At 64.4% G+C, this 23,730-nt stretch carries 18 protein-coding genes; 10 read left to right on the top strand and 8 right to left on the bottom strand.

Annotated elements, in window-relative coordinates; genetic code table 11:
- Positions 1-176 precede the first annotated feature (176 nt).
- The 4 genes from NLY37_RS27050 (at position 177) to NLY37_RS27035 (ending at position 7,527) form a co-directional block, all read left to right on the top strand.
- A complete protein-coding gene (locus NLY37_RS27050; protein ID WP_023740747.1) occupies positions 177-4,187 on the top strand; it encodes a peptidoglycan-binding protein in 4,011 nt (1,336 codons plus the stop codon).
- 192 nt (positions 4,188-4,379) lie between these two features.
- Positions 4,380-5,303 (top strand): sulfite exporter TauE/SafE family protein, encoded by a 924-nt coding sequence (locus NLY37_RS27045; protein ID WP_023669608.1) that lies wholly within the window; start codon positions 4,380-4,382, stop codon positions 5,301-5,303.
- Complete coding sequence (locus tag NLY37_RS27040; protein ID WP_023740748.1) at positions 5,303-6,094, top strand: TIGR02186 family protein; 792 nt, start codon at positions 5,303-5,305, stop codon at positions 6,092-6,094. Before NLY37_RS27045 ends, NLY37_RS27040 begins: the two co-directional genes overlap by 1 nt.
- A gap of 176 nt (positions 6,095-6,270) precedes the next feature.
- Positions 6,271-7,527 (top strand): Hsp70 family protein, encoded by a 1,257-nt coding sequence (locus NLY37_RS27035; protein ID WP_023740749.1) that lies wholly within the window; start codon positions 6,271-6,273, stop codon positions 7,525-7,527.
- 99 nt (positions 7,528-7,626) lie between these two features.
- On the opposite strand, the gene NLY37_RS27030 is transcribed toward NLY37_RS27035, so the two are convergent.
- Positions 7,627-8,529, bottom strand: coding sequence for a LysR substrate-binding domain-containing protein (locus tag NLY37_RS27030; RefSeq protein WP_023740750.1), 903 nt, complete (start codon positions 8,527-8,529; stop codon positions 7,627-7,629).
- Between the two features lie 278 nt (positions 8,530-8,807).
- Between NLY37_RS27030 and NLY37_RS27025 the strand changes: the two genes are divergently transcribed.
- From NLY37_RS27025 to NLY37_RS27015, 3 genes are read left to right on the top strand one after another with little or no spacing between them, the layout of a single operon-like run.
- Positions 8,808-11,738, top strand: a complete 2,931-nt coding sequence (locus NLY37_RS27025) for a molybdopterin oxidoreductase family protein (RefSeq protein WP_023740751.1) — start codon at positions 8,808-8,810, stop codon at positions 11,736-11,738.
- Positions 11,735-12,463 carry a 4Fe-4S dicluster domain-containing protein gene (locus NLY37_RS27020; protein ID WP_023740752.1) on the top strand — a complete coding sequence of 243 codons (729 nt, stop codon included), beginning with the start codon at positions 11,735-11,737 and terminating at the stop codon, positions 12,461-12,463. Before NLY37_RS27025 ends, NLY37_RS27020 begins: the two co-directional genes overlap by 4 nt.
- A gap of 3 nt (positions 12,464-12,466) precedes the next feature.
- Positions 12,467-13,405: a dimethyl sulfoxide reductase anchor subunit family protein gene (locus NLY37_RS27015; protein WP_023740753.1), complete on the top strand. Its 939-nt coding sequence runs from the start codon at positions 12,467-12,469 to the stop codon at positions 13,403-13,405.
- Positions 13,406-13,417: 12 nt separating this feature from the next.
- On the opposite strand, the gene NLY37_RS27010 is transcribed toward NLY37_RS27015, so the two are convergent.
- Positions 13,418-14,296: a LysR substrate-binding domain-containing protein gene (locus NLY37_RS27010; RefSeq protein WP_023740754.1), complete on the bottom strand. Its 879-nt coding sequence runs from the start codon at positions 14,294-14,296 to the stop codon at positions 13,418-13,420.
- 94 nt (positions 14,297-14,390) lie between these two features.
- Between NLY37_RS27010 and NLY37_RS27005 the strand changes: the two genes are divergently transcribed.
- The gene (locus NLY37_RS27005) at positions 14,391-15,362 is read left to right on the top strand and encodes a quinone oxidoreductase family protein (protein WP_023740755.1); all 972 of its coding nucleotides are present in this window, start codon (positions 14,391-14,393) and stop codon (positions 15,360-15,362) included.
- A gap of 4 nt (positions 15,363-15,366) precedes the next feature.
- On the opposite strand, the gene pdeM is transcribed toward NLY37_RS27005, so the two are convergent.
- Together pdeM and NLY37_RS26995 are read right to left on the bottom strand one after the other, a co-directional pair.
- Positions 15,367-16,083 (bottom strand): ligase-associated DNA damage response endonuclease PdeM, encoded by a 717-nt coding sequence (pdeM, locus tag NLY37_RS27000; protein WP_023688711.1) that lies wholly within the window; start codon positions 16,081-16,083, stop codon positions 15,367-15,369.
- Positions 16,080-18,584, bottom strand: coding sequence for a ligase-associated DNA damage response DEXH box helicase (locus NLY37_RS26995; RefSeq protein ID WP_245270749.1), 2,505 nt, complete (start codon positions 18,582-18,584; stop codon positions 16,080-16,082). Before NLY37_RS26995 ends, pdeM begins: the two co-directional genes overlap by 4 nt.
- On the opposite strand from NLY37_RS26995, the gene NLY37_RS26990 reads away from it, so the two are divergent.
- Positions 18,492-18,686 carry a hypothetical protein gene (locus NLY37_RS26990; RefSeq protein WP_245260071.1) on the top strand — a complete coding sequence of 65 codons (195 nt, stop codon included), beginning with the start codon at positions 18,492-18,494 and terminating at the stop codon, positions 18,684-18,686. The genes NLY37_RS26995 and NLY37_RS26990 overlap by 93 nt on opposite strands.
- A 142-nt stretch (positions 18,687-18,828) precedes the next feature.
- Here the strand turns inward: NLY37_RS26990 and NLY37_RS26985 are convergent, their stop codons facing one another.
- The 3 genes from NLY37_RS26985 to NLY37_RS26975 form a co-directional block, all read right to left on the bottom strand.
- On the bottom strand, positions 18,829-19,689 hold the full coding sequence (locus NLY37_RS26985; RefSeq protein ID WP_023740757.1) for a C40 family peptidase: 861 nt from the start codon (positions 19,687-19,689) through the stop codon (positions 18,829-18,831).
- A 29-nt stretch (positions 19,690-19,718) separates the two neighbouring features.
- Positions 19,719-20,069: a MarR family winged helix-turn-helix transcriptional regulator gene (locus tag NLY37_RS26980; RefSeq protein ID WP_023669596.1), complete on the bottom strand. Its 351-nt coding sequence runs from the start codon at positions 20,067-20,069 to the stop codon at positions 19,719-19,721.
- A 69-nt stretch (positions 20,070-20,138) separates the two neighbouring features.
- Complete coding sequence (locus NLY37_RS26975; RefSeq protein ID WP_023740758.1) at positions 20,139-21,500, bottom strand: leucyl aminopeptidase family protein; 1,362 nt, start codon at positions 21,498-21,500, stop codon at positions 20,139-20,141.
- Between the two features lie 240 nt (positions 21,501-21,740).
- Here NLY37_RS26975 and NLY37_RS26970 point away from each other — a divergent pair, with 240 nt between their 5' ends.
- On the top strand, positions 21,741-22,562 hold the full coding sequence (locus NLY37_RS26970; protein WP_023681978.1) for a tetratricopeptide repeat protein: 822 nt from the start codon (positions 21,741-21,743) through the stop codon (positions 22,560-22,562).
- A gap of 113 nt (positions 22,563-22,675) precedes the next feature.
- Here the strand turns inward: NLY37_RS26970 and NLY37_RS26965 are convergent, their stop codons facing one another.
- Positions 22,676-23,692, bottom strand: a complete 1,017-nt coding sequence (locus NLY37_RS26965) for a type II secretion system F family protein (protein WP_023703460.1) — start codon at positions 23,690-23,692, stop codon at positions 22,676-22,678.
- Between the last annotated feature and the right edge of the window lie 38 nt (positions 23,693-23,730).

Raw genomic sequence — 23,730 nt, 5'->3', positions numbered from 1 at the left:
CGGATGTCGGTCACCCGTGTTTATCCTGTAGCGAATTTTTCACGGTTTTTCGGAGAGCGGGCATGGCCCGGGAAGCTCGTCTTTCGCCGCAGCAGTGCCGCGCGGCCGCCTTCGTTCCCGACAAGGACCTGGGGAAACTGGCAGCAAGCCGGCCATTCTGAAAAACGGACGCATCGATGAACAGCAAGCGGTCCTATCTCGATACACTCAACGCCGGCAGGCCGCGCAGGCCGAACACTACGCTTGATGAATTGAACCGCTCGCTGGAAACGCTGGAGCAGCGGCTGGAGCGCAAGCGCGAGGACGCCGCCGAGCGCTTCGATCCGCGCCGGCCCGCTCCGGAGCCGCGCTACGCAAGTGCCCAGCCCTACGCCCCGCCGCCGCGCTGGTACGAGGACCCGCAGCCCGCGCCGCGGCCGAAAAGCCCTGTGACGGCCGGCTTCGACCAGAACTATCAGGCGATCGCGCGCGACATCGACCGCGTGCGCGGCCAGGAAGACAGCGTCGCCGTGGTCGGCAAGATCGCCGGCGAATTGCGCGGCCTGCGCGAGGAACTTCGCCATCAGATGACCGCCGGCCTGCAGCGCGAATTCGCCGCGCTGCGCAAGGACATCGAACGGGCGTTCCAGGCGAGCAACCAATCGGGTGGTCAGGCAAGCGGCTTGCCCGGCAAGGGCAGCGCCGAACTCGGCGTCGAATTCGAGCGGCTGTCCGGCGCCATCCAGACGCTGGCCGAGAAGAGCGACGACCGAAGCGTCAACATGCTGCGGCTCGAGCTTGAGCAGGTAAAGACGGCGCTCGACACATTGGCGCGCGAGGAAAGTGTGCTGAAGGTCGACCGCCGCTGGGACGATTTCGACCGCCGCTGGAGCGCGTTCGAGGACCGTGTCGACGCCGACCAGCGCAACCGTGCCGACGGCCCCGGATTTTCGGCCCTGACCGACCGGCTCGAACAGATCAGCAATGCGGTCCACAATCTGCCGGAATCGCTGTCGCTGCGCTCGATGGAAGAAAAGGTCCGCACGCTTGCCGGCGCCGTCGATCATTTCGTCAGCCAGCAGAGCAACCGCGGCGGCGACACGCTTGGCCTGATCGACGAACGGCTCGACGAGATTTCGCGCGCCATCGTCGCCTCGACCGTCGCCGCACAGGCCAATTCCTTCGACCCCGAACCCTTTGAACGCATCGAGAAGCGGATCGCCTCGCTGGCGCAGCAGATCGAGGAAGTCGTGCAGGTTCGTCCGAGCGGCGAGGTTCTCGACCGTCTCAGCACGCTGTCGAACAGGGTCGACGAGCTTGCCGGCCGCGCCAATCTGCCGGAACAGGCGATGGAGCGCCTCGGCAAGCAGATCGCGATGATCGCCGACAAGATCGATCGCGCCCCGGCCATGCCCGACGCCGACTATATCTTCCAGGGTCTGGAACAGCGCTTCGACGTGCTGTCGGGCATGATGGAACGTCGGCAGGGCGACGCCATCGAACAGGGCAACATGCTGTTTCGCGATCTCGAGCGGCGGCTGGACGAGGTTGCCGACCGGCTGGACCAGCGCCAGCCGCAGGCTGACAGCGCCGGCATCATGGACGCCATCGACGCACGCTTCACCGCGCTCGCCCAACGCATGGAGACGCGCATTCCCGATCCTGCCAACGAGGCGGCGATCCGCGGCCTGGAAAGCCGGCTCGAAGACATTTCAAGCCGGCTGGAATCGTCGGCCGCGCAGGTCGCCGGCATCGATCCGGCACTGATCCGCAGCCTTGAGGCGCAGGTCTCCAGCCTATCGGCGCATCTGTCGAAGCCCGGCACGCCGCTGCCGGAATTCGAGGACATCAGCCCGCGCCTCAACGAAATCGAGAAGTCGCTGGCCGGAACCCGCGAATCCATCATGGGCGCGGCACGCGAAGCAGCCGAGAGCGCCGTGCGCTCGCTGGCAGATTTCAACGCCAACACCGCGGCCGTTACCGGCCTTGCTCAGGATCTGAAGACGCTGGAAGCGCTGACGCGCCGTTCGGACGAGCGCAATTCACGGACATTCGAGGCTATCCACGACACGTTGCTCAAGATCGTCGATCGTCTGGGCTCGCTGGAGACCAGCGAACCGGCGGAGGCGGTGAGCGAGCTTCTGGATGCCCAGGCCGAGCCGGCGCGGCGGGCCCGCGCTGCACGCGCCTCCAAGATTTCGGTGCAGGACGCGCCGTCGATGGATATCGACCAGCCGCTGCCGCTGACCGGAGACATGGCCGATCTCGACGGCCGCGCCGCCGCCATCATGCGCAGCGAGCCGGATATGCGCGCCGACCCGGGTACGCGTAGCGACCCGGGTACGCGTAGCGACCCGGTCATGGGCAGCGAACCCGTGCGGCGCTCGCCAGCCGAGGCTGCCGCGGCCGCTGCCCAGGCAGCGCTCGGTTCCGACAGGATTGCCGAGAAAGGCGAAGCCACGGCCAAGACGTCGCTGTTCGGTGGATTGGCGCGCGCCTTCAGGGGCAAGAAGCCGGCTGACATGCCGCCGCTTGCCGGCTCGGGGCCCAATGTCGACATGCCGAGCGTCGATCTCGACGAGCCGCTCGATCCGAAGCTCGCCAACCGGCCGTTGGAGCCGGGCTCCGGCGCGCCCGACCTCAACGCCATCATGAAGCGCGTACGCGACGAACGTGGCCCACCGGTGCGCCAAAACTCCGGCGATGCATCGAAATCCGACTTCATTGCCGCTGCCAGGCGCGCGGCGCAGGCTGCGGCCGCCGAGGCCGACGCGCTGAAACGCCAGTCCACCATGAAGGGCCCGGTCAAGGCGCTTCGTATCGGCGACCTGCTCAAGGCGCGGCGCAAGCCGATACTGATGGGAGCGGTCGCGATCATGCTGGCGCTTGCCGGCCTGCAACTCGGCAAGGCCTTCTTCGCCGACCCGGTCGAGGTCGCAAGCAACGATACAGCGCCGATCGTCGCCTCGCAGCCGGTCGAGACTGCTTCGGTCAACGCTGCCAGCCAACCCAAGGCAGACGCGCAGGTGGCCGTGCAGGACGCGCCGGCCCGGACCGTCAGGCAGGCGGAGCCCACGGAACCGGCAGTTGGCAACGATGCGCCAATGAATGCGGCCTCGATCGCCGAGCCCGAAATGCCGGCCGTGGAACCCGCGCCAGCGCCGATGGCTCTGGCCGATCCGGCCCCCGCGCCAAATGCAATGCTGCCGACGACCGCCACTGCGGAACCGGCGGCTGCTGACGCGCAGCCTGCGGCCGCCGTCATGGCGCCCTCGGCCTCGGATACGACGGCCTCGGATACTACCGGCGCCATTCCGCCGGCTGATGCCGCGGTAGCACCTGTCGTGGCCAAGATAGACGTTCCGGCCGATGCCGGCCCGCAAGCCTTGCGCGACGCGGCTGCCGGCGGCGACGCCAAGGCGCTGTTCGAGCTCGGTTCGCGCTATGCTGAATCGCGCGGCGTCAAGGAAGACATGGCGGCAGCGGCCAAATGGTACGAAAAGTCGGCCGAGCTCGGCTTCGCACCGGCGGAATACCGCATCGGCAATTTCTACGAGAAGGGCATCGGCGTCACGCGCGACGTCAAGAAGGCAAAGACCTTCTACCAGCTCGCCGCCGCGCAGGGTAATGCCAGCGCCATGCACAATCTGGCCGTTCTGTTTGCCATGGCCGCCGACGGCGTGACCGACAATGAATCGGCCGCGCACTGGTTTCAGGCGGCGGCCGATGTCGGCGTCAAGGACAGCCAGTTCAATCTCGGCATCCTGGCGGCAAAGGGCGTCGGCATGAAGCAGAGCCTGGAGGAATCCTACAAATGGTTCGCGCTCGTCGCCAAGACCGGCGACAAGGATGCGGCTGCAAAGCGCGACGAAGTCGCCACTGCGCTGCGCCCCGAACAGCTGGAGCGGGCGCGCGCCGCCACGGAACTGTGGAAGCCGAAGCCGCTCGACCCGGCGTCCAACTCGGCCGACATTCCTGAATCCTGGCAGGAAGGCACGCCGCAGACCACCGCCAGCGTCGACATGAAGAAGGCGGTCAAGAACATCCAGCTCATCCTCAACAAGAACGGCTACGATGCCGGCGGCGCCGATGGCGTGATGGGCGGCAAGACCAAGACCGCAATCATGGCTTTCCAGACCGAAAACAAGATGCAGGCGACCGGCGAAATCGACGAAAAGCTGGTGAAGGCGCTGCTGGCGCACAAATAACGGCAGATGCGTCGCTAACGCGACGCCCTGCCATACATTTGCCTGCTAACTGCTTGAGATGTTTTTTGTTTCGGTAGGGCGGCGGGGTTTGATCCCACTGCCCCGGCGGTGCAAGAAAGAATTGGCTTTTCGGTGCGACAATGCCCTGGAATGGCTGCAATCGCCGACAGGCAAACTGATCGAGACTGACGGGTGGGCATCTATCTCCCGATCGCGGAAATTTCCGTCAACGTCTTCGTGCTGCTGGCAATGGGCGCGGCGGTGGGTTTCCTGTCGGGCATGTTCGGGGTCGGTGGCGGCTTTCTGATCACGCCGCTCTTGATCTTCTACAACATCCCGCCGGCAATCGCCGTTGCTACCGGCGCCAACCAGGTTATCGCCTCCTCCTTCTCCGGCGCGCTGTCGCACATGAAGCGCGGCACGCTCGACTTCAAGCTCGGCGGGGTGCTGCTGGCCGGCGGCATTGTCGGCTCGACCGGCGGTATCTTTGTCTTTGCCTTCCTGCGTCGGCTCGGCCAGCTCGATTTGTTCATTTCGCTGCTCTACGTCGTGCTGCTTGGCACCGTCGGCGGGCTGATGCTGGTCGAGAGCGTCAATGCGCTGCGCGCGACGCGCAGCGGTGCGGCGCCGGTCTTGAAGAAATCCGGCCAGCACAACTGGATCCACCGGCTGCCGCTGAAGATGCGCTTCAGGGCCTCGAAGCTGTTCGTCAGCGTCATTCCGGTGCTGGGGCTCGGCGCCGGCATCGGCTTCCTGTCGTCGATCATGGGTGTCGGCGGCGGCTTCATCATGGTGCCGGCGCTGATCTATCTCTTGAAGGTGCCGACCAACGTCGTCATCGGCACCTCGCTGTTCCAGATCATTTTCACCTCGGCCTACACCACGCTTGTCCACGCCACCACCAACCAGACGGTCGACGTCATGCTTGCCTTCCTGCTGATGGCGGGCGGCGTTGCCGGCGCGCAATATGGCGCCAAGGCAGGACAGAAGCTGCGCGGCGAACAGCTCAGGGCACTGCTGGCGCTGCTGGTGCTGGCGGTCGCGATCCGGCTTGCCATCGATCTCTTCGTCACGCCGCCAAACCTCTATTCGCTGACCGCCGCGGGCCTGAACTGATGCTGCGGTGGGGGATTTTTTCGGCCGCCGTTTTGCTTTTCGCCCTCGCTCTGCCGGCGGCAGCGCAATCGCCGAACCCCTTGCCGGAAGGCATCCAGATCGGTCTCTCCACCGACGCGGTGTCGATCACCGCCGGGTTTTCCGGCGCCGACCTGACCATTTTCGGTTCGCTGGAAAATCCCGACCCGCTGGTCGCGCGACAGGGGCGCTACGACGTCATCGTCGTGCTCGAAGGCCCGCCGCGGCCGGTGGTGGTGCGCCGCAAGGACCGCGTGCTCGGCGTCTGGGTCAATCTGGAATCCGAGACCTTCGAGAACGTGCCGGTATCCTACTCCGTCGCCACGACGCGGCCGCTGCAGGACATCACCGAACCCAACAGCTACAAGCAGCTGTCGCTCGGCGCCTCCAACCTTTACATGCAGCCGGCCGAGGTAACCGACAGTCCGGCGACGATCGAGGAATTCACCGTGGCGCTGCGCGAGCGCAAGGCGGCGACCGGCCTCTATAGCGAGAATGTCGGCGGCGTGCAGTTCTTGTCGCAGAACCTGTTTCGCGCCACGGTGCGGCTGGCGCCCAACGTCCCGGTTGGAACCCATAAAGCCCGCGCGTTCCTGTTCAAGAGCGGTCTGTTCCTCAAGGAAAGCTCGGCCCAGCTCGAAATCCGCAAATCGGGCTTCGAACAGTCGATCTTCCGCGTCGCGCATGATTACTCGTTTCTCTACGGCGTCTTCTCCGTGTCGCTGGCCATGATCACCGGCTGGCTGGGCAGGCTGATTTTCCGCAGGGATTGACGCGCAGGACCCATTTCCGGGGAAAAGGGGTTCCCCTTTTCTCAGTCTTGCGATAGACCGCCGCCTCCCAACCCTCGGGTTACACGCACAATCATTCGGCAGAACGGTCAGGCCTCTGGACGGCGCGCGCCTTGCGGACGCCCGCCACAGCGACGACCCAATGACAGGAGGCTGCAATGCACCAGGCATTTGGCGGCATCGATTTCGGCACGTCCAATTCTACGGTGGGCGTGATCCGCAACGGCCAGGCACGGCTGGTGGCGCTGGAAGGTGAACAGCCGACATTGCCAAGCGCGGTTTTCTTCAAATTCGAGGACGGTCACACCTATTTCGGCCGCCGCGCCATTGCCGACTACACCGATGCCATCGAAGGCCGGCTGATGCGGTCGCTGAAGAGCGTGCTCGGCAGTTCGCTGGCGCATGAGAAGACGCGGATCAAGGCCCGGCAGATCGGTTTCATCGACATTGTCGGCATGTTCGTCGGCCATTTGAAGAAGCGGCTTGAGGAAGATGCCGGCGCTCCGGTGGAGAACGTTGTGCTCGGCCGGCCGGTGCAATTTGTCGACGAAGATGTGGAAGCCGATGCCAAGGCGCAAAGCGAGCTTGAAAAGGCGGCGCGCGCGCAAGGCTTCAAGCACATCGCCTTCCAGTTCGAACCGATCGCGGCAGCGCTCGACTATGAGCAGGACGTGAAGCGCGAGGAACTGGCCTTGATCGTCGACATGGGCGGCGGCACGTCCGACTTCTCGATCGTGCGGGTTTCGCCGCAACGCGCCCGCTCACGCGACCGCAAGGACGATATCCTGGCCAACCGCGGCATCCATATCGGCGGCACCGATTTCGACCGGCTGCTCAGCATTGCCCATGTCATGCCCAAGCTCGGCTACCTGACGCCCACAAAAGACGGCAAGCGCAACCTGCCGGCGAGCTATTTCATTGATCTCGCGACGTGGCAGCGCATCAACCTCGTCTATACTGCCAAGGCGATGACGCATCTGAGGCAAATCCGCTTCGAGGCCGTCCGCGCCGACCTTGTCGACCGCTTCATCCATATTGTCGAGCACCGTTACGGCCATGCGCTGGCCGGCCTCGTCGAACGAGCCAAGATCGCGCTGACGGATCAGGCTTCGGCCGATGTAACGGTGGCGCTGCCCGGCGCGCATTTCGCCGCCGAGATCTCGCGGACCGGCCTGGAAGAGACCATCGCCGCCGACATCGAGCGGGTATCCGCTACGGTGCGGCAGACGATTGCCGATGCCGGCATAACGGCGTCTGCGATCACCGCCGTATTCCTCACCGGCGGTTCGACCGCGATCCCGCTGGCACGGCGTGAAATCCTGTCGCTGGTGCCGCAAGCGGCTGTGATCGAGGGCGACATGTTCGGTTCGGTCGGCCTTGGCCTGGCGCTGGATGCGCAGCGGAAGTTCTCCTGAACACATAACTGCGGCTACCCCATAATGACCATAAATACCCAAACGAGGCCGCACCATTTCACCCCGACCCTAGACCGATATCAGATGCCCTGAGGACGGCTATGCCGGGATGCCGTTCCCCGCTTCAGCGCCGAGATGCGCCTTGAGCGCCATCTGGGCCAAGCTTGCCCGGCGGTCACGATGGGTGATCATGGCGAAGTCGCGCTTCGGCAGTTCGAGCGGCACCGACCGGAGACTGCCCTCGGCGACGGCGCGTCCGACGACGAGGTCCGAGATGATGGTGGCGCCGGCGCCGGCCTCGACCGCCTGGCGAACCGCCTCGTTGCTCGGCAGCACCAGAAATATCTGCAGGTCGCCAAGCGATATCCCCTCGCGGCGGGCCAGGTCCTCCAGCACCTCGCGCGTGCCCGAACCACCCTCACGGATGATCCAGCGCAGCCCTCTGATATCCGGGCGGCCCGGCGCGATCTCGGCGATTTCGGGATGCGAGGCGGCCACGACCAGCATCAACCTGTCGACGTCGACCTTGGTGCGGCGGAGGATGTCTGACTCGGTGCGCCCCTCGACCAGACCGAGATCGGCGGTGCCATCGAGCACGTTGGCCTCGACCTGCCTGGTGTTGCCGATGCTGACGCTCAAGCGCACCGCCGGGTAGGCCTCGTGGAAAGAGGCCAGCCGGCGCGGCAGCCAGTAGCTGGCAATGGTCAGGCTGGCGGCGATGGACAGGCTGCCGGCGACCGTCTGCGAGACATGCTCCAGCACATTTCGGGCGGCGGCGGCGCGTTCCAGCACCGCCTTGGCCTCAGGCAGGAAACGGTGGCCGGTCTGAGCCAGCTCGATGTTGCGGCCGACACGGTTGAACAGATGAACGCCATGCTGCTCTTCCAAAGCGCGGATGGCGGCCGACGCCGCCGACTGGGAGATGCCCAAAAGCTCTGCCGCCTTGGTCATATGGCCGCGTTCGGCAACGGCAACGAAAATGCGCAACTGGTCCAGCGTCATGTGTGCATTAAGAACCAATTCCGATCGAATTTACAAGAACAACTGATTAGACGGATCGATAGCTTTATTCTACTTTTTCAGTCGAAGTTAGAATAAATTCGCCAACAAATCGCGGCCAACAAAATGATCGGGCGGTTCAGATCCCTTTTTGCGCATTGGACCCGTGGCCTCAGGCGGCGGCTGGCCGGCGATCGATATCATCCTGAAGAACACTATATGCGTGGCCCCGGACCGAAGACGCGGGCCAAATTCGCAGGTAGCAAAAGCACGCCGGCATCATGAACCCAGCTGCGCCGCGCGGAGCCAATTCCGCACCGTCGCAACGGCCGCTTGGCGATACACGCGCGCCTGATGAAGGCGACGGCGTCGACACCTCGCCCGCTATCTCCGACAGCATCGCCAAGACCACCTGTTATATGTGCGCCTGCCGGTGCGGCATCGACGTCCACATCAAGGACGGCAAGGTGCGCTACATCAACGGCAACAAGGACCATCCGGTTAACCGCGGCGTGATCTGCGGCAAGGGCAGCTCCGGCATCATGCAGCACTACAGCCCGGCGCGGCTGAAGAAGCCGCTGTTGCGCAGCGGCCTGCGCGGCTCGGGCGAATTCCGCGAGATCGAGTGGGAGGAAGCGTTTTCGATTGCGACCGGGCGGCTATCGAATATCCGCCGGGCCGATCCGAAAAAGCTCGCCTTCTTCACCGGGCGCGACCAGTCGCAGTCGCTGACCGGCTGGTGGGCGAGCCAGTTCGGCACGCCGAACTTCGCCGCCCATGGCGGCTTCTGCTCGGTCAACATGGCGGCCGGCGGGCTCTACACGATCGGCGGCTCGTTCTGGGAGTTCGGCGAGCCGGACTGGGACAATACGAAATACTTCATGCTGTTCGGCGTCGCCGAGGACCATGATTCCAACCCGATCAAGATCGGCTTGGGTAAACTCAAGGCGCGCGGCGCCAAGGTGGTGTCGATCAACCCCTGCCGCACCGGCTACAACGCCATTGCCGACGACTGGATCGGGATCCGGCCCGGCACCGACGGCCTCTTCGTCTTCGCCCTAATCCATGAACTGCTGAAGGCAGGCCGCATCGATCTCGATTATCTGCTCCGCTACACCAACGCCCATGTGCTGGTCATCCAGGAGCCGGGCGCGGTCGATGACGGGCTATTCCTGCGCGACAGCGACAACAATCTTCTCGCGTGGGACAGAGTGGCGAAGACAACCGTCAACGCAGCCGATGCCGATGCGAAGCCGGCGCTGACCGGCAGCTTCACGTTCGCCGGTCGCCGCTGCGTGCCGGTGTTCCAGCTTATCGCCGACCGTTACATGGACTACAGCTACGCACCCGATGTGGTCGCGGCACGATGCGGCATTCCGGCCGACACCATCCGGCGGATCGCTGCCGAACTCGCCCACGTCGCCTTCGAACAGACGATCGAACTGCCGGTTGCGTGGACCGACTGGGCCGGACGGCGGCACGAGACGATCAAGGGACGGCCGGTGTCGATGCATGCCATGCGCGGCATCTCGGCCCACTCCAACGGCTTTCACTCCTGCCGTGCCATCCACCTGCTGCAGGTGCTGCTCGGCACGGTGGACGTGCCCGGCGGCTTCCGTTTCAAGCCCCCCTACCCGCGCTCGGCGCCCCCGGGACCGAAGCCGGCCGGCAAGGTGGTCAGGCCGATGACGCCGCTCGACGGCATGCCGCTCGGCTTCGTCTGCGGGCCGGACGATCTCCTGGTCGACGAGGCCGGCACGCCTTTGCGCATCGACAAGGCTTATTCCTGGGATGCGCCGCTCGCCGCGCATGGGCTGATGCATACGGTCATCCGCAATGCGTGGGCCGGTGACCCGTACCCAATCGACACGCTGATGATGTACATGTCGAACATGGCGTGGAATTCCTCGATGAACACCGTCGAGACCATTGCCATGCTCACCGACCATGACGAAGCGGGTAACTACAAGATCCCCTTCATCATCTATTCCGACGCCTATTATTCCGAGACGGTGCCGTTCGCCGACCTGGTGCTGCCCGACACCACCTATCTCGAACGTCACGACTGCATCAGCCTGCTCGACCGGCCGATCAGCCATGCCGACGGGCCGGGCGACGCGATCCGCCATCCGGTGGTCGAACCGGACCGAGATGTCAGGCCGTTCCAATCGGTGCTGATCGAACTTGGCGCTCGGCTTGGCCTGCCCGGCTTCGTCGAGGACGATGGCTCGGCCAGATATGCCGACTATGCCGACTACATCGTCAATCACGAACGCACGCCGGGCATCGGCCCGCTGGCCGGCTGGCGCGGCAAGGACGGCACTTCCGTCGGCAAGGGCGAAGTCAATCCCGACCAGTTGCAGCGCTACATCGGCAATGGCGGCTTCTGGCACCAGGATTTTGCTGAGGACCAGCGCTATTACAAGATGGCCAACCGCTCCTATCTCGACTTCGCAGAGCAGATGGGGTTCATCCCCAAGGCCGAGCCGATCGTGTTCCAGCTCTATTGCGAACCGATGCAGCGCTTTCGCCTCGCCGCGCGCGGTCATGGTCGCGTCCAGCCGCCCGAGAGCGAACGCCGGCGCATCGAGACCTATATGGATCCGCTGCCGTTCTGGTTTACCCCGTTCGAAGAGGCCGCCGTCGATCCGCATAAATACCCGCTGCATGCGCTGACGCAGCGGCCTATGCACATGTATCATTCCTGGGGCTCGCAGAATGCGTGGCTGCGGCAAATCACCAGTCAGAACCGCCTGTTCGTGCACCACAGGACCGCGGCAGATCTCAGTCTTGTCGACGACGACTGGGTGTGGATCGAAGGCATCAACGGTAGGGTTAAGGGGCAGATCAAGCTGGTCGACGGCGTCAATGCGGATACGGTCTGGACCTGGAACGCCATCGGCAAAAGGCGCGGCGCCTGGGGTCTGAAGGACAACGCTGCCGAGAGCAATCGCGGCTTCCTGCTCAACCATATTATCGGCGACCAGACATCGGCTGACGCGAACGGCAAACGCTATTCGAATTCCGATCCGGTGACCGGTCAGGCGGCGTGGTTCGACCTCAGGGTGCGCATCGTCAAATGCTCTGATGAGGAAGCCGGCTTCACCGAACCGCAATTCGAGCGTTTCAGCCAGCCGCCAAATGTCGAGCCTTCGCCCGACATCCTTCGCTTCGGCGCCGAGTTCCGCGTCCATAGGGAAGCCGTGGAATGACCTGCCTTCCCGCCCATACAGACAAGAAGCTTGGCCTAGTCATCGACCTCGACACCTGCGTCGGCTGCCAGGCCTGCGTCACCGCCTGCAAGGAGTGGAACACCGGCGGCCACATGGCGCCACTGACCGACATCGACCCCTATGGCGGCCGTGTCGACGGCGTCTGGTTCAACCGCGTGCACAGCTACGAGCACACGACCGAGGCGGGCGGGCGCACGGTCAACTTTCCGCGCTCCTGCCTGCATTGCGAGACGCCTGCCTGCGTCACTGTCTGCCCGACCGGCGCGTCCTACAAGCGGGCGTCGGACGGCATCGTGCTGATCGACGAAAGCAAATGCATCGGCTGCAAACTGTGCAGTTGGGCCTGCCCCTATGGCGCGCGCGAATTCGATACCGACGTCGGCTTGATGAAGAAATGCACGCTGTGCGTCGACCGTATCTACAACGACAATCTGGCCGAGGAAGACCGCGTGCCGGCCTGCGTTGCCGCCTGCCCGACCAGCGCCCGGCATTTCGGCGACCTCGGCGATCCCACCTCGGCGGTATCGCAACTGGTGGCGGAGCGTGGCGGCGTCGACCTGATGCCGGAGATGGGTTACAAGCCGACCAACAAATATCTGCCGCCGCGCGCCCAGCGCGCCGCATCGGTGCCGGCGCCAAGGCTCGAGCCAGTCACGGTCGAAGGCGGTTTTCTTGGCTTGATCGACCGCATGCTTTCGAACTGACCAATGCATCCAGCCTTTTCCGTCGTTTTCTTCACCACTGCTACAGGAGCGGGCTACGGACTGCTGGCGCTGCTCGGCGTGCTTGGCGGACTGGGTTTTATCCCGGCCCATTTCTGGCTCGGCCTTATCGGCATGGGGCTGGCGCTTGGCCTGATTGCCGCCGGCCTTTTGTCGTCGACCGGCCATCTCGGCCGCCCCGAACGCGCATGGCGCGCCTTCTCGCAATGGCGCAGTTCGTGGCTGTCGCGCGAAGGCGTGGCTTCGGTGGCAACCTTCATTCCGGCCGGGTTGTTCGGCATCGGCTGGGTGTTCTTCGGCCACACCGGCGGCTGGGTAGCTATTGCCGGGCTGCTGGCAGCCATCGGCGCGGTCGTCACCGTCTGCACCACCGGCATGATCTATGCCTCGCTGAAGCCGATCGCGCAGTGGCATAGCCCGTATACGCTGCCGGGCTATCTCATCTTTTCGGCGATGACCGGCAGCGTGCTGCTCAACGCGCTGCTGCAGGCTTTTGCCATCAGCCCGACCGCCGTTGCGGTAGCCGCTCTGCTGCTGACCTTGCTCGGCTGGGGCTGGAAGCTGGCGACGTGGCGATACAATGACGCGCTGGAGATCGCGACCACCTCCAACACGGCGACAGGGCTCACTGGCGGCACAGTGCGCTCGCTGGAATGGCCGCACACCGAGGAGAACTACCTGCTCAAGGAAATGGGTTTTCGGATCGCGCGCAAACATGGCGCAAAGCTGCGGCTGATCACGCAGTTGCTGGCTTTCGCCTTGCCTGCCCTGCTGCTGCTTTCTGTCTTATTCGCTTTGCCCTGGCCATTCGCAGCGGTGCTGTCGGTGCTTGCGGCAATCGTCCAGTTCGCCGGCATGCTGGTCGAGCGCTGGCTGTTCTTCGCCGAGGCCAAGCACACCGTCACCCTCTATTACGGCCGGTAGAGCGTCCCGCCGTCAGGCGGCCCGTGCTCGTGGCGCCGCCGGCAAATCCTTAAGCAGGATTTCGATCGCGGCATCGATTACAGCTGTCCTGCGGTCGTGCGCGTAAAGGCCGTATTGGACCGTGAGCGGCTCGGGCAGGCCGGCTGACGTCTTCAGCACCCGCATCGAAGCGGTACGCACGGATTCGGGCGGAAGCAGTCCAACGCCCAGTCCGTTCTCGATCACGGCCTGAAGGCCGGTGACGCTCTGGCACGACAGGACGATCCGGTGCTCCCGGCCGGCGGCAATCAGCGCCTCGATCATCCGCCTGCGCCAAGGGCAGGTTGCGCCGAAGGCAGCGAGATCGAGTGGCCGGTCATGGTCCAGCACATAGTCCTGGGCGCAGACCCACTGCAGTTCGACGTTCCATGTCGTCACGGCATCGGCCGCGACGACGGATGTCGGCGCGATCATGACATCCAACGCGTCCTCGCTCCACAGCCGTCCCAGCGCGACGCTGTGCTCGACCATCGCGTCGAGGCTGATATCGGGATAGGTGCGATGAAGCCGCCCGAGTGCGGCCCAAAGCGCGGCCGTGGTGACCTCTTCGGCAAGACCAATACGCACGCCGCCCCCATTGCTAGCCTGCTGCAGACGCGCCACCGCTTCATCGCCGAGAGCGAGGATGCGGGTCGCGTATCCCAGAAAGAGCTCGCCTTCCGCAGTCGGCACAACGCCGCGGCCGGTGCGCTGGAACAGATGCCGCTGGAGCAGGCCCTCCAGCCGACGCATCTGCATGCTAAGCGCCGATTGGGTCTTGCCGGTCTGCGCGGCGACCCTGCTCAGGTTACCTTGCCGGCAGACCGCGACATAGGTGCGGAGAAGGTCGAGGCCGATCTGTTCAGATATCATTTTGTTTGAACTCTGATGTCATCGGTATCAGCCTACAATGATATCCCGCCACGCGCTATCTCACACTCAAGAGAACAGCGCAGGGAAGAAAACCATGAAAGCGATCCGTGTTCACCGCCATGGCGGGCCAGATGTGCTCGCCTACGAAGATGTCGACATCGGCCAGCCCGGACCGGGCGAGGTGCGCGTGCGCAACCGGGCGGTCGGTCTCAACTTCGTCGACATCTATTTTCGCACCGGCGAATACGCGCCGCCCGCTCTGCCATTCATTCCCGGCAATGAAGGCGCCGGCGAAATCGTCGCCGTCGGTGAAGGCGTCAGCGGCTTCGCGCCTGGCGAACGAGTCGCCTATGTCGAGACGCTCGGCGCCTATGCCGAAGAACGCATCGTGCCGGCGCATTTCGTCGTGCATCTGCCCGACGCCATCGATTTCGAGACAGGTGCGGCGATGATGCTGAAAGGGCTGACGGCGCAATATCTGCTGCGCCGCACGTTTCGCGTCGAGGCGGGCCATACCATCCTGGTGCATGCCGCGGCGGGCGGCGTCGGCCTCATCCTGACGCAATGGGCCAAACATCTCGGCGCGACCGTCATCGGCACGGTCGGTTCACCCGAAAAGGCCGAACTTGCGCGCGCCAATGGCTGCGACCATGTCATCGACTACAGCAAAGAGAATTTCGCCGCACGGGTGAAAGAGGTCACCAACGGCGAAGGCTGCCACGTCGTCTATGACGGCGTCGGCAACGCGACCTTCCCCGCCTCGCTCGACTGCCTGCGGCCGTTCGGCACCTTCGTCAGCTACGGCACGGCGTCGGGGTCGATCCCGCCATTCGACATCATGCTTTTGATGCAAAAGGGTTCGCTGTTCGCCACCTGGCAGTTGCTGTTCCATCATCTCGCCAGGCGTGAGGACGTTGTCGCCATGAGCGAGGATCTGTTCAGCGTCGTCCTCAGCGGCGCAGTGAAAATCCCGGTGCACACAAGCATGCCGCTTGCCGAAGTGGCGGAGGCGCATCGCCGGCTCGGGGCACGGCAGACGACAGGCGCAACCGTGCTTATACCGTAGAAACTTAGCCCGGCCGCAGCATCGAACCGGAAATGGCGAAGATGCGCGCGGCGCCCATCATATAGGCCATCAACGTCTCGCGGCGGAACAGGCCGGCATAGGCGCGGTCGAGCACGTTGAGCGAGCCGGTATAAGCGCCGAAGGCCGGCATGATCATGCGGCCGCCATCGCCGGCAAAGCAGCGCCGCCGCACCGAGCGGCCCTGCTGGACGATGCGGGCGCAAGGGTGAAGATGGCCGGCAACTTCGCCCTCGGTTCTTATCTTCGACGGCTCGTGGCGGAACAGCAGCGAGCCGATGGCGAGTTCGCGCACCGTCTCGCCGGGCAAATCCGCCGGCGCTTCCGGGTCATGGTTGCCGGCGACCCAGAACCAGTCGCGGCCGGCCATCAATGCTTCCAGCCGATCGCGGAAGGTTTGATGCATGCGCTCGGCGCCGCCGCCGTCGTGGAAGGAGTCGCCCAGGCTGATGACGATGGCCGGCTGGTAGTCCGCGATTACCGCCTGCAGCCGGAGCAGAGTGGCGCCGGTATCGTAGGGCGGGATCAGTGCGCCGCGCCTGGCAAAGGACGAGCCCTTTTCCAGATGCAGGTCGGAGACCGCGAGCAGCCTCAGATCGGGGAAATAAAGCACGCCGCGCGAATCACAGACCGCGCGCTCGCCCGCGATGCCGACAAAATCGGCCTCGGCGATCAGCGATGCCCGCGCCAGCGAAAAATTCATTCCTCAACCATCCCCGGACCCATGGCTTCCTCGACCAAAGTCGCGGCATCCATCAGCAGCGTTTCGTCGGCCTCGCCATTCACCGGCATCTTGCCGATTTCGAGCATGATCGGCACGGCCAGCGGCGATATCTGTTCGAGTGCCTTATGCACGATTCGACCCTGGATACGCGAGAGCATGTCGGCAAGTCTGCTGACATCGAGCAGACCGGTCGCCGCGTCGGCGCGCGTCGCCTGCAGCAGGATGTGGTCGGGCTCATGGCTGCGCAGCACGTCATAGATCAGATCGGTCGAGACGGTGACCTGACGGCCGCTTTTCTCCTGTCCCGGGTGGCGCTTCTCGATCAGGCCTGAAATCAGCGCGCAGTTGCGGAAGGTGCGCTTGAGCAGCCAGCTGTCGGCCAGCCAAGCCTCGAGGTCGTCGCCCAGCATGTCCTGGTCGAACAGAGCGCCAAGCGAAGGTTTCCGCGATTTGAACATCGCGCCCATATCGCCCAGCGACCAGATGGCCAATGCGTAGTCGGTGGCGACGAAGCCAAGCGGCCTGGCGCCGGCCCTGTCCAGCCGGCGGGTGAGCAGCATGCCGAGCGTCTGGTGCGCCAGCCTGCCCTCGAAAGGATAAGCGACGAGATAGTGACGGTTGCCGCGCGGAAAGGTCTCGATCAAGAGGTCGTCGCGTTTGGGCAATACCGATTTGTCGGCCTGGTAACGCAGCCAATCCGACACCTGCTCGGGCAGCTTCTTCCAGCGCTGCGGGTCGTCCAGCATGGCGCGCACCTGCTCGGCGAGGTAGGTCGAGAGCGGAAATTTGCCGCCGCCATAATAAGGCACCTTGGCGTCGCTTCCCGGCGCATTCGAGACGAAGCATTCGTTCTCGCGGATGCCTTCGAAGCGCAGGACTTTGCCGGCAAACATGAAGGTGTCGCCATGCGTCAGCGTTTCGAGGAAGGCCTCCTCGATCTTGCCCAGAGCCCGGCCGCCGTGCGAAGCCGAGCCTTTGCTGCCGGCCTTGACGTAACGCACATTGAGCGCCGGCACCTCGATGATGGTGCCGACGTTCAGCCGGTATTGCTGCGCGACGCGGGGATTGGAGACCCGCCACATGCCGTCCTTGTTGAGGCGGATGCGGGCGTAGCGCTCGTAGTTCTTCAGTGCGTAGCCGCCGGTGGCGACGAAATCAATGACGCGGTCGAATGTCGGCCGGTCGAGGCTGGCATAGGGCGCTGCTGTCAGCACTTCCTCGTAGAGATCGTCGGCGCGAAACGGCGCTCCGCAGGCGCAGCCCAGCACATGCTGGGCCAGCACATCGAGCCCGCCATTGACCAGCGGCGGCGTATCCTGGGCGCCCAGATAGTTGGCGTCCAGGGCTGCCCGGCACTCCAGCACTTCGAAACGATTGGCCGGGATCAGGATCGCCTTCGACGGCTCGTCCATGCGGTGATTGGCGCGGCCGATGCGCTGCGCCAGCCGGCTGGCGCCCTTGGGCGCGCCGACATGGACGACCAGATCGACATCGCCCCAATCGATGCCAAGGTCGAGCGTCGAGGTGGCGACGATGGCACGGAGCGCGTTTTCCCCCATCGCCTTCTCGACGCGTCGGCGCTGGGCGACATCGAGCGAGCCGTGATGCAGCGCGATCGGCAAGGTATCCTCGTTGACCCGCCACAATTCCTGAAACAGCAGCTCGGCCTGGCTGCGGGTGTTGACGAACAGCAGGGTGGTCTTGTGGCGCTTGATCTCGCGATAGATTTCCGGCGTCGCATAGCGCGCCGAATGGCCGGCCCATGGCACGCGCTCTTCCGAATCGAGGATCGAGATTTCGGGCTTCGCGCCGCCGGTGACGACGATGAGCTCAGACATATCGGGACTTGCCAGGCCTTTGGGCGGATTCTGGCTCACCAGCCAGCGCCGCAACTCGTCGGGCTCGGCCACCGTTGCCGACAGACCGATCGTCTGCAGGCCGGGCACGATGCTGCGCAGCCGCGCCAGCCCGAGCGCCAGCAGATGGCCGCGTTTCGATGTCACCAGCGAATGCAACTCGTCGAGCACGACATAGCGCAGATCCTTGAAGAAGCGCCCGGCATCGCCGGCCGCGATCAGCAGCGCCAATTGCTCGGGCGTGGTCAAAAGGATGTCGGGCGGCGCCAGTTTCTGGCGCTGCCGCTTGTGCGAAGGGGTGTCGCCGGTGCGCGTCTCGATGGTGACGGGCAGGCCGATCTCCTCCACCGGCTTGCCGAGGTTGCGCTCGATGTCGACGGCCAGCGCCTTCAGCGGCGAGATGTAGAGCGTATGGATGCCGCGCCGTGCCATACCGGCTTTGCGTCTGGGGCGGTTGGCCAGTTCGGTCAACGATGGCAAGAAGCCGGCCAGTGTCTTGCCGGCGCCGGTCGGTGCGATCAAGAGCACCGATTGCCCGGCTTGAGCCTTCGCCAGCAGCTCGATCTGGTGAGCGCGCGGCGACCAGCCTTTTTCGCCAAACCATCTGATGAATGGCTCGGGCAGAAGGACGGCGGCATTTTGTTTGGCAAGGCGCGGCTGCTCGGTCACGCGAAAGAGGTAGCGCGACGGCGCGCGATCGCCAAGGAAAATCGGAACAAAAGGTGATCGGGTGAGTTATCCTCACCCCGTACGGGAGAGGATGCCGGCAGGCACGTGGGGGGCAGCGCGAGCTTTCAATCGCTGGCGCCGCCCCTCATCCGCCGTTCGGGGCACCTTCTCCCCGTGAACGGGGGCGAAGGAAGAGGCGCTACGGCCGCCGAAAGCCCGTCGGCCCGCCATAGAGATACCCAATCCGGCCGATCGCCTCCTTCAGCCCTTCCCGCGAGACCAGCATGGTGTGGCCGTTGGCGTGGATCATGGTCTCGGCGTCGGTCATCACCGCGACATGCCCCTTCCAGAACACGAGGTCACCGCGTTTCAGCCCGGCATAATCGGGTCCCGGATCGAGCGGCTCGCCGAGGCCTGCCGCTTGCATGTCGGAATCACGCAGCACATTGCGGCCGGCCATGCGCATGGCCAGTTGCACGAGGCCAGAACAGTCGATGCCGAAGCCGGAGGTGCCGCCCCAGAGATAGGGCGTGCCGATAAACATCTCGGCGACCGAGACATAGTCGGCTGCGATATCGCTGACCGGGCGCACATGGCCGCCGATCAGCGCCTCGCCGGAAGGCAACAGCGCATAGTGCGTGCCGCGCGTTTCGGCAGCGCCCATCACCGTCACCGTCGAGCCCATCGACAATTGCCCGCTGATCGGAAAGCGCAGATCCGGGCCCGGATAGAGAAAAGTGCGCGGCGCCGTGACGATGTGGGTTGGCGCATGCTCGGGTGCGCCCAGCATGGTGGCGCCGACATAGCCGACATAGCCGTCGCGTTCGGCCTGGACCCAGGCCCAGCCCTCGGCTTCCTCGAAGACAAGCACATCGTCGCCGAACAGTACCTGCGTGTTGACGCCGGCATCCGGGCGCGGTGCCTTGCGCACGTCAGCCACGGAGGCCGTGATCCGAGCCGGACGGCCGGTGACGAAGCGGTCGGCCGAAACCTTCCCTTTCAGCCTTGCATCGGCGAGGTCGGAACGGAAGGCGTGGAGGCGGGCATCCCTGGCAGTCAAATCGGTACTCGTTCTAATTCATGGATTGATCAGATGGGCAGTTCATGAGCCCTGGCAACGATACCATCCCCGAAGCGCTCGACAAAGAGCGCGCCTTCGACCGTGCGCCGGATCAGCACATTGCGCTTGTCGAGCTCGTCGCGATGGCGCGACACCAGTTTCAGCGCACCCATCGTGTCGAGCGCGCGGGTGATAACCGGCTTGGTGACATTGAGGCGGGCGGCTAGACCGCGCACCGTGTGCGGCGGCGGGTCGAGATAGATGGTGAACAGGATCGCCGTCTGGCGCATGGTGAGATCTGGCGCGCCGGCGCGCACCTGCGACAGCATCACCTGCTGCCACAGCCGCATCGCCTGGCTCGGACGCATCGAAATCGACATCGCCCGAGCATGACAGCAAATTGTTTCGGTTCCGTTTCAGTTTAGAGGCAGTGTGCTTTGCTCACGACCCTAGGCATAGCGCCTCGAGATGACCCGCTCCAGTGCACGGATGCCTTGCGCCTCTCCGCCGGCGGGTCCGTAGGGGCGATCGGACGGGTTCCAGGCGAAGATGTCGAAGTGCGCCCAGCCCGTTGTCCGTTCGACAAAGCGCTTGAGGAAAAGCGCCGCGGTGACCGAACCGGCGAAGCCGTCGGTGGTGACGTTGTTGATGTCGGCGATCTTCGACGCCAGCCTGGCGTCATAGGGCCGCCACAACGGCATGCGCCACAACGGATCCTCGACGGCCATGGAGGCCGCAGCCAGTTCGGACGCCAGCACTTCGTCGCCAGTGTAGAAAGGCGGCAGATCGGGGCCGAGCGCGACACGCGCTGCCCCGGTCAGCGTCGCCATGTCGATCAGCAGTTCCGGCTCCTCGTCATCGGCCAGCGCCAGCGCATCGGCCAGCACCAGCCGCCCTTCGGCGTCGGTGTTGCCGATCTCGACGGTGAGGCCCTTGCGGCTGGTCAGTACATCTCCAGGCCGAAAGGCGTTGCCGGCAATCGAATTCTCGACTGCTGGGATCAGGACACGCAGCCGGACCTTCAGCCCGGCAGCCATGATCATCGAGGCCAGGCCCAGCACATTGGCGGCGCCGCCCATATCCTTCTTCATCAAGAGCATGCCCGACGAAGGCTTGATGTCGAGGCCGCCAGTGTCGAAACAGACACCCTTGCCGACCAGCGTCACCTTCGGCGCGCCTTCCGGTCCCCAAACCATATCGATCAGGCGCGGCACTCCGACCGAGGCCCGGCCGACCGCATGGATCATCGGGAAATTCTGCTTTAGGAGATCATCCCCCTTGATCACCGATACCTCGGCCTTGTGAGTGGCCGCCAGGGTCCGTACGGCCTTCTCCAACTCGTCCGGTCCCATGTCGCTGGTCGGCGTGTTGACGAGGTCGCGCGCCAGGAAGACGCCGTCGGCGATGCGCCGGACACGACCCGCATCGGCGCCGGACGGCAGCGCAAAACGCAACGCCTTGCCTGATTTCTTGCCGTAGCGAGTGAAGACATAGCCGCCGAGCACCAAGCCTATGGCCGCGAGTTCCGGCTCGGCTGGAGCGGCGGCAAAATGCCAGTCGCCTTCCGGCAAGGCTCTCGCCAGCATGCCGACGGCCAGCGCCCCCTCGCCATCACCGACGCCGAACAAGGCGCCGGCAAGGGAACCGTTGTCGCCGGCGACGGCGAGCGTCCTGCCGGCTTCGCCGGAAAAGCCGTTGGCGGCCGCCCATGCGATCGTGGAAGGCGAAAGCCCCAAGGCCTCCAGTCCATCCCTCGCGACCAGATGGACCGGCAAGGCAGTGTTTAGTGTCTCGATGAGTTCGACGGGCATTCGATGGTCTCCGGGAAGGCTTGCAGATCGTCCCCAGTCAAGTGACAGGGACGTCGGATGATTTCAACATCTATGCACAGAGACCAGACATTGGACATGCCAGGCCAATGGCTTCCGGCGGGCCGTTCGCCGATCAGACGGCTCGCTTTTTAACTGTCCGTTAGGGTTAACAGAATATTTCTGCGGGGATGAAGATGGCCACGTGAATGGCCACGCGCAGGAATGGAGAGCCCCGTGCCGATGCCCACCAACCGCAGGATGAACGTCACGGGCAAACGGTTGGTCACCACAGCGTTGCTGATGGCGCTTGCAGCCGGTGTTGCCGGGTGCGGAACCAGCAAGCTCACGACCGGCTCGATCGGTCGCACCAGCGGCAAACCGCTGGAAACCATGTCGGCCAGCGAGTTGCACGGGGCAACCGGGCGGCTCGGCGAATCCTACGCAAAGAACCCCAACGACAAGCGGCTGGCGACAAATTTTGCGGCGGCGCTCCAGATGGACGGCGATGCCGACCAGTCGCTTGCCGTGATGCGCAAGCTGGCGATCGCCTACCCCAAGGATCGCGACGTGCTTGCCGCCTACGGCAAGGCGCTGGCCGCCAACGGCCAGTTCGAGCCGGCGCTCGACGCCGTGCGCCGGGCGCAGACGCCGGAATATCCGGACTGGCGGCTGATGTCGGCCGAGGCCGCCATTCTCGACCAGCTTGGCCAGAAGGATGAAGCGCGCCAGAACTACCGCAAGGCGCTGGACCTCAAGCCGAACGAACCCTCGATCCTTTCCAATCTCGGCATGTCCTATGTGCTGGAAGGCGATCTGCGCACCGCCGAGACCTATATGCGCTCGGCAGCCCAGCAACCGAATGCCGACAGCCGGGTGCGCCAGAACCTTGCGCTGGTCGTGGGACTGCAGGGCCGCTTCGACGAGGCCGAGAAGATCGCCTCGCAGGAGCTTTCGCCGGAACAGGCGCAAGCCAATGTAGCCTATCTTCGCCAGATGCTTGCCCAGCAGAACGCCTGGAGCCAGCTCAAGGATCAGGACAAGGCAAAGGCGGCGACCAACTGAGCGCCGCATGGGCGCCGGCTCCGCACAGCGCAAAATCCGTCCACGCATCAACGCTGAAAGCCAAGAGCCGCACTGCATTGGCAGTGCGGCTCTTTGTATGGCTGCAACGAGGCCTACTGGCTTGAGGAATTGTGCTGGTCGCCGAAGATGCCGCGCTGGCTGACCTGAATGCCGGCTGGGCCCAGAATGATGGCGAACAAAACCGGCAGGAAGAACAGGATCATCGGCACGGTAAGCTTCGGCGGCAGGGCGGCGGCCTTCTTCTCGGCTGCATTCATGCGCATGTCGCGGCTTTCCGCGGCCAGCACGCGCAATGCGTGCGCCACGGGTGTGCCGTAGCGTTCCGCCTGGACCAGTGCCTGGGACACTGACTTCACCGATTCCAGGCCGGTACGAGCCGACAGGTTTTCATAAGCCTGCTTGCGTTCCTGCAGATAAGAGAGTTCGGCATTGGTCAGCACGAATTCCTCCGCCAGCGCCACCGATTGCGAACCGATCTCCTCGGAGACCTTGCGCAAGGCAGCCTCGACCGACATGCCCGACTCGACGCAGATCAGCATCAGGTCGAGCGCATCCGGCCACGCCGCCTGGATCGACTGCTTGCGCTTGGCGGCACGATTGTTGACGTAAAGGATCGGCGCGTAGAAGCCGGCGTAGGCGACGAGAATGCAGACGAACAGTTTCGCGAAGGCCGGCCGGTCAGGCAGTCCGCCGAGCACGAACAGATAGATCGCTGCCAGCGCGAAACCCACAAACGGCAGGATCAGGCGGAAAAACAGGAAGCGCGTCAGCGGGTTTTGGCCACGAAAGCCCGCCACCTTGAGCTTCTGCAACGTGCCTTCATCGGCCAACGCACGCCGCAGGTCGAGCCTGTCGACGATGTTGCGCATGCCGATCGACTGCTCTTCGCGCAGCCCCTTGCGGCGGCGATCGGCTTCGTTGGCAAGCCGCGAGCGCTGCTTGGCGCGCAATTCGTCACGCTCCAGCGCCACCGATTTCATGCGCGCCTTGAGCTGATTGCCGCCAAGCGCCGGCAGCAACGTGAAGACGGTCGCGAACACCGCAACGCCGACCAGCAATGCGATCAGGAAGGCAGGATCGGTCAGCGATTTTACGACTTGGTCGGTCATCCGTTTTCAGTCTTTTCGTTCGAGCTTTCCAAGGTGGG

It is taken from the genome of Mesorhizobium sp. C395A, assembly GCF_030323205.1.
Lineage (GTDB): Bacteria > Pseudomonadota > Alphaproteobacteria > Rhizobiales > Rhizobiaceae > Mesorhizobium.
Note: the sequence above shows the minus strand (reverse complement) of the source record. Positions and strands in the feature narration are given on the sequence as shown.